A 5,418-nucleotide genomic window follows, 5' to 3' on the forward strand; every position below is an offset into this window, starting at 1 on the left:
CCTCAGGGACGCGGGCCGGCCCGCAGGGCTCGTGCGATCAGGTCGTGGATCAAGAACTCTCCGGGGAGCCGGTTCTCCTTGAGGCGGTCGAGGTCGTCGGGACCGAACCATCCGTAGGCGGAGTGCTTGGTCCACTCCAGCGTGGGACGGTCCAAGTCGCCCTCGACCTCGACGAGGCAGTCAGCCTCATGGCGCAGTCCGGCGCCGTCGTCCCCGGTCCAGGTGGTGGTGCCGAGGAAGCGCCGTACGCGGCAAAGGCGCCAGCCGGTCTCTTCCTCGACCTCGCGCGCGAGAGCCTCCAGCAGGGTCTCCCCTGCCTCGACATGGCCGCCCACGATGTCCCAGCTGTCGGGGAAGAGGCGGCGGCCCGGGCCCCTCTTCTGGGCGAAGGCCTCGCCGTCCTCGTTGAGAATGACGGCACCGACGGTCCAGACCTCGCCAGGGGCGGGTACGGGCAGTTCTGTGTCAGGGGCCACGGGGTGCACACCGCACACCTTGTGCTGTGTCGTCATGGTCGGCAGCTTAGGCCTGTCGTCAAGACTCTCCCCCGGCTACCGCTGGGCGGTGCCCCCGGCCTCCTCCGACGACAGGGCCAGGGGGTGTCTTGTCGGGGCGATCCTCGCGCGAGAACATGCGTTCGCGCCATGCCCCCGGTCCGGCCGTGACGGTCTCGAAGCCGGACCGTTCTTCAGGGCACTTGTACGGGCATCCCGTCCTTCCGGAGGAGTCTTCGATGACCGAATCCGTCGAACCGCATGGCGCCGCCGCGCTGCTGGTCGACTCGCAGGGCCGGTACCTGTTGCATCTGCGCGACGCCAACAAACGCATCGTCGATCCGGGCGCGTGGTCGATCCCGGGCGGAGGCCGCGAGGGCGAGGAGACGCCGGCGCAGGCGGTCGAGCGGGAACTCCTCGAAGAAACCGGTCTGGTGGTGTCGTTGGAGCCTTTCGCCGTCGTCGACTGTCACGGGCCCGCGCCGGAGCGGCCGAACGAGCCGGACAAGGGCCGCATCCAGGTATACCTGGGGGCATGGGACGGTGACGCCGACGAACTCCCCTGTCCTGAAGGCATCATGTTCCGCCACTTCGACGCGGCCACGATCCCCTTCCTGACGATGAGCCCGTGGACGAAGCAGGTCATCGACCTCCACCAGGCCCGGGGTCCGGCCCCGGCAGACGTTCCGGCCCAGGCCCGGCCCGGCGGTGGCCGGGCACGGCGGAACATCGTCGGCGTTCACCTCTACCTCGAACGGAACGGGCAGGTCCTGCTCGGGCTGCGTCATCCGGACTCCGTCTTCGCCGCGTCCACCCACCACTTCCTCGCCGGCCACTGCGAGCAGGAATCCGCCGTCACGTGCCTGGTGCGGGAGGCGGCGGAGGAGGCCGGTCTGGTCATCGACCCGGGTGACGCGGAACTGGTCCACGTCGTGCACCAGGTGAACGCACCGGGCGGCCGGCCCCGTCTGCAGCTCGTCTTCCGCGCGCGGCGGTGGCAGGGCACACCCGAGGTGCGTGAGCCCGACCGCTGCCTGTCCTGGAGCTGGTGGCCCGCCGACGACCTCCCCGAACCGGTCGTCCCCTACACCCGGGCCGCGATCGAGGGCATCCGGGCCGGCCGCCTCTACACCGAGCTCGGCTGGGCATGAGTCCCATGACCACGATCCCCGCCTCCGCGCCGTGAGCGGCGGCCCCCGGCACACGGTGCCGGTCGACGTCCACCTCGTCCTGCGCCGCGACGGCGACCGCGGCCCGGAGGTGCTGCTGTCGCGCAGGGCCGGGCCCGTGTACGCGACCGGGCTCTGGCACCTGCCCTCCGGGCATCTCGACCCTGGCGAGGACATGGTCGAGGGCGTGATCCGGGAGGCCCGCGAGGAGACCGGTGTCCTCATCGCGGCGGCTGACGTGACCGCGGCGGTCACCGTCCACCACCGCCCTCCCCGGGGTGGCAGTTCCCGGATCGGCGTCTTCTTCGAGGTACGACGGTGGGCGGGGCTGCCCCGCGTGACGGAGCCCGACCGGTGTGACGGCATGGGCTGGTACCCGCTCGGCACGCTGCCGGAGCCCATGGTGGCGTACTGCCGGGCCGGACTGGACGCGTACCGGGCCGGCATGCCGGCCGCCGTGCACTTCCAGCGGCCCGGCGACCTCGTCGAGTACGCCGTGGGCGACGTCGACCGGGCCCGCCTCCTGCCCGGCCCGCCCCCGCCGGAGGGGGCGGATCTGCCCGATCCGCTGGGGGTGTTCGCCGAGCGGGCCGTCGGCCGGATCGCGGGGGCGGTCGACATCTCCTGGGCGCGGGCGGGCAGCCGGGTCTGGCGGCTCACCGGATCCGAAGGAGGCACCTGGTACCTCAAGCGGCACCGCGGGCCGCGGTTCCACGACCGGGAGGTGGCCGCCTACCGGACGTGGGCGCCGGGGCTCGGGCGCCAGGTGCCGCGCCTCGTCGCTTGCGACCCGGTCGCGCGAGCCGTCGTCATCACCGCGCTGGCGGGGCGGTCACCGCACGGCATGGACCTCGACCCGGCGGCCGAAGTACGTGTGCAGCAGGGGCTGGGGCGGCTCGCCGCCGCCTTGCACGGCAGCTGCCCGCAGCGGCCCGCCGGGCCACCCTCGGCCGCCGACACCGTGAAGCGGCACCTGGAGGAGGCCCGACCGCATCTGGCCGCCGGGGACGAGGAGCTGGTCCGCACCCTGGCCCGCGCCTACGAGGACCTGCCGCGGCCGGTGCTGGTGCCCACGCACGGGGATCTCCAGTACCGCAACGTGCTCCTGACCGACGACGGCCAGGTGCGGCTCTTCGACTTCGAGCGGTCGGAGTACGCGACCGCCACCCGGGACCTGGTGCGCCTCGGCGACACCTGGACCGGCCGGCCCGACCTGCGCGCCGCCTTCCTCGACGGGTACGGCAGACCGCTCACCCCTGTCGAGGAGCTCCGGATGGACTGCGAGTCCGCCTTCGACGCGGTCTCCGGGATCGCCTACGGAGCCGGCCACGACGACCCCGAGGTCGCCGAGCGGGGCCGCCGCACCCTGTACCGGCTGCACTGCGCCCACCGCCCGTGACGCCGGAGCGTCAGAGTGTCTCGCTCAGCGAGTCGGCCGGGCGCCGCCGTGCCGCCCGTGCCGCCGGCAGCGCCGCCGCCACCACCGCGCCCAGTACCGCTGCGACGATCACGATCAACAGCACGGGGATCGGCGGTGGCTGGGCGACGCCGGCGCCGATCCCGCTCGACGCCCCCTGGGTGTCCACCAGCCATCTGCCGGACACCACCCCCACCGTCGTGCCCACCACGGCGGATGCCAGCGCCGTCAGTCCGGCGGCCGTCACGATCATCGAGCCGATCTGCCGGGGCGTCAGCCCGATCGCCTTCAGCGCGAGCAGGTCCCGGCCCCGGTCCCGTACGCCCGTACCGATCAGCGTCAGCAGCTCGATCAGTCCGATCAGCGCCAGGACCGCGATCAGGGCGCCGATCACCGCGCGCGCCGGTTCCAGCCGGTCCACCGGGTTCGGGGTCTGCCGGACCTCCAGAGTCCCGCCCGCCGTCCCGGCGAGCGCGGCGCTCACCGCCACAGGGTCCGCGCCCTTGCGCAGTACGAGGGCGTGGAAGTCGGGGCGCAGCCCCGGGTCGCGCTCCCGCAGCGCGTCGATGGTCGTGGTGATCACCCGGCCCCCGGATTCGGTTTCGATGGTGCGGCCGACGAGGTGCAGGATCTGCGGCCGTCCCTCGACGGTCATCCGCACCCAGGCGCCGACGCGGACGCCGAGGAGGTCGAGCAGCCCTTGTCCGGCCACCGCCTCGTCCGGACCGCTGACCGCGCGGCCTTCGACCACCTTGGAGGGGTACGGGTCCCGGGCCGTGCCCAGCCCTCGGAGCGTGATCGTCCCGGTCTGTCCCGGCACGAGCGCCGCCATCTCGGCGCCGGGGTGGACCGCGGCGACGTCCGGGGCCGCCTCGAGAGTCCGTTCCAGTTCCGCGTCGTTCGCTGCGGCCGACTGTCCGGCCCGTACGGTCAGTGCCGCGGGCAGTCCCATCTGCGCGGGCCGGCTGCGGAACTGGTCGAGGGTCGACCAGGCGACGAGTGCGACCGTGATGAGGACCAGCGGCAGGGCGAGCCGGGTGACGGCGGCGAGCGTGCGGCCGCGCCGCGGGAAGGCCGCTCGCCATCCCAGGACCAGGGCGGGTGGCACGCGTACGCCGAGGGCCCGCCTGCCGAGCGCGGTCATCGGCGCGGCGGACGGCAGCGCCGCACGGGCGACCGGCACCGGGGGCACCCGTCCGGCGCGCCAGGCCGAGAGCCCGGTCGCGGCCGCGATCAGCAGCACCGCGCCGCACGGGATGCCGATCATGAGCGCGGTGTGGCCGGGGAGGTCCTGCCATACCGCGGTCGCCTCCCCGATGCGGCCCGGTATCCGGGCGCCGAGCAGGGCGATCGCCGCCGTGCCGAGGGCCACGCCGAGCAGTGCGAAGGCCAGGTGCTGTACGAGGAAGCCGCGGGTCACCTGGCCGGGGGTGAAGCCGACGGCCTTGAGGATCGCGATGTCCCGCAGCTGTCCGCGGACGCGGGCGCCGATCGCTCCGGCGGCTGCGAGCGCCGCCGCGAGCAGCGCGCCGAGCCCGAAGACGGCGAACATCTGCCCGAGCAGGCGGTCGTCGCCGCCCGCCTCGGCCCGTGCCTGCTGCCACTTGGTGACCTGGGCGACCCGGTCGGCGCCGAGGAGGGTGACGGCCCGCTGGACGGTGAAGTCGGTGTCGTCCGGATCCCGCAGGCGCAGGCCCACGCTCTGCCCGGTGTCGCCGTGGGCGACCTCGTCGAGGGTGTCGTCGAGTACCCAGCCGATGCCGGGTCCGCCGCCCGGGTGGTAACGGGGCTCGGCCACGTCGGCGATCCCGCTGACCTCCAGGGCGTGCGGGGCGCCGTCCGGGCCGGTGACCCGTACGATGTCGCCCGGCTCCGCCCAGAGCGCCCGCGCGACCGAGGCCTCCAGTACGACGGCCCCGTTGCCGGCACCCGCGCCGGCGGCGGCGGTGTCCGGTCCGGCGAGCCAGCTGCCGTCGGTGACGAGCGGCCGCCCGGTCTCCGGCGGCGCCGCCCCGGCCGCGCGCAGCGTCACGCCGACCCGGGCGCCGCGCGACTCGACCGTCGTCGCCGTCGTTCGGTAAGGCCCGGAGAGGGCGGCGACCCCGTCCACGCGGGACAAGGCGGCGGTGTCCGCACCGGCGCGGGTGTGCAGCCAGATGTGTGCGCCGTGGGACTGGTTGAAGACGCGCTGCCAGGGGTTGGCCGCGTAGCCGAACAGTGCGCCGGCCAGCAGGAGCGAAGCGATGATCCCGGCGCTGGCCAGGACGACGAAGAGGGCTTCGCCGCGGTGTGCGCGGAAGTCGGCGTGCGCCCAGCGCAGCGTGGCCCGCACGGTCAC

General features: G+C 74.3%; 4 protein-coding genes. 2 read left to right on the forward strand and 2 right to left on the reverse strand.

Annotated elements, in window-relative coordinates:
• Positions 1-2 precede the first annotated feature (2 nt).
• On the reverse strand, positions 3-512 hold the full coding sequence (locus ACWGIU_RS28270; RefSeq protein WP_453710435.1) for an NUDIX hydrolase: 510 nt from the start codon (positions 510-512) through the stop codon (positions 3-5).
• Positions 513-733: 221 nt separating this feature from the next.
• Here ACWGIU_RS28270 and ACWGIU_RS28275 point away from each other — a divergent pair, with 221 nt between their 5' ends.
• Together ACWGIU_RS28275 and ACWGIU_RS28280 are read left to right on the forward strand one after the other, a co-directional pair.
• Positions 734-1,645, forward strand: a complete 912-nt coding sequence (locus ACWGIU_RS28275; RefSeq protein WP_453710437.1) for an NUDIX hydrolase — start codon at positions 734-736, stop codon at positions 1,643-1,645.
• 31 nt (positions 1,646-1,676) lie between these two features.
• Positions 1,677-3,062, forward strand: a complete 1,386-nt coding sequence (locus ACWGIU_RS28280; protein WP_453710439.1) for a phosphotransferase — start codon at positions 1,677-1,679, stop codon at positions 3,060-3,062.
• A 10-nt stretch (positions 3,063-3,072) separates the two neighbouring features.
• On the opposite strand, the gene ACWGIU_RS28285 is transcribed toward ACWGIU_RS28280, so the two are convergent.
• Positions 3,073-5,412 carry an FtsX-like permease family protein gene (locus ACWGIU_RS28285; protein ID WP_453710441.1) on the reverse strand — a complete coding sequence of 780 codons (2,340 nt, stop codon included), beginning with the start codon at positions 5,410-5,412 and terminating at the stop codon, positions 3,073-3,075.
• Between the last annotated feature and the right edge of the window lie 6 nt (positions 5,413-5,418).

It is taken from the genome of Streptomyces sp. NPDC054840 (assembly GCF_053611065.1).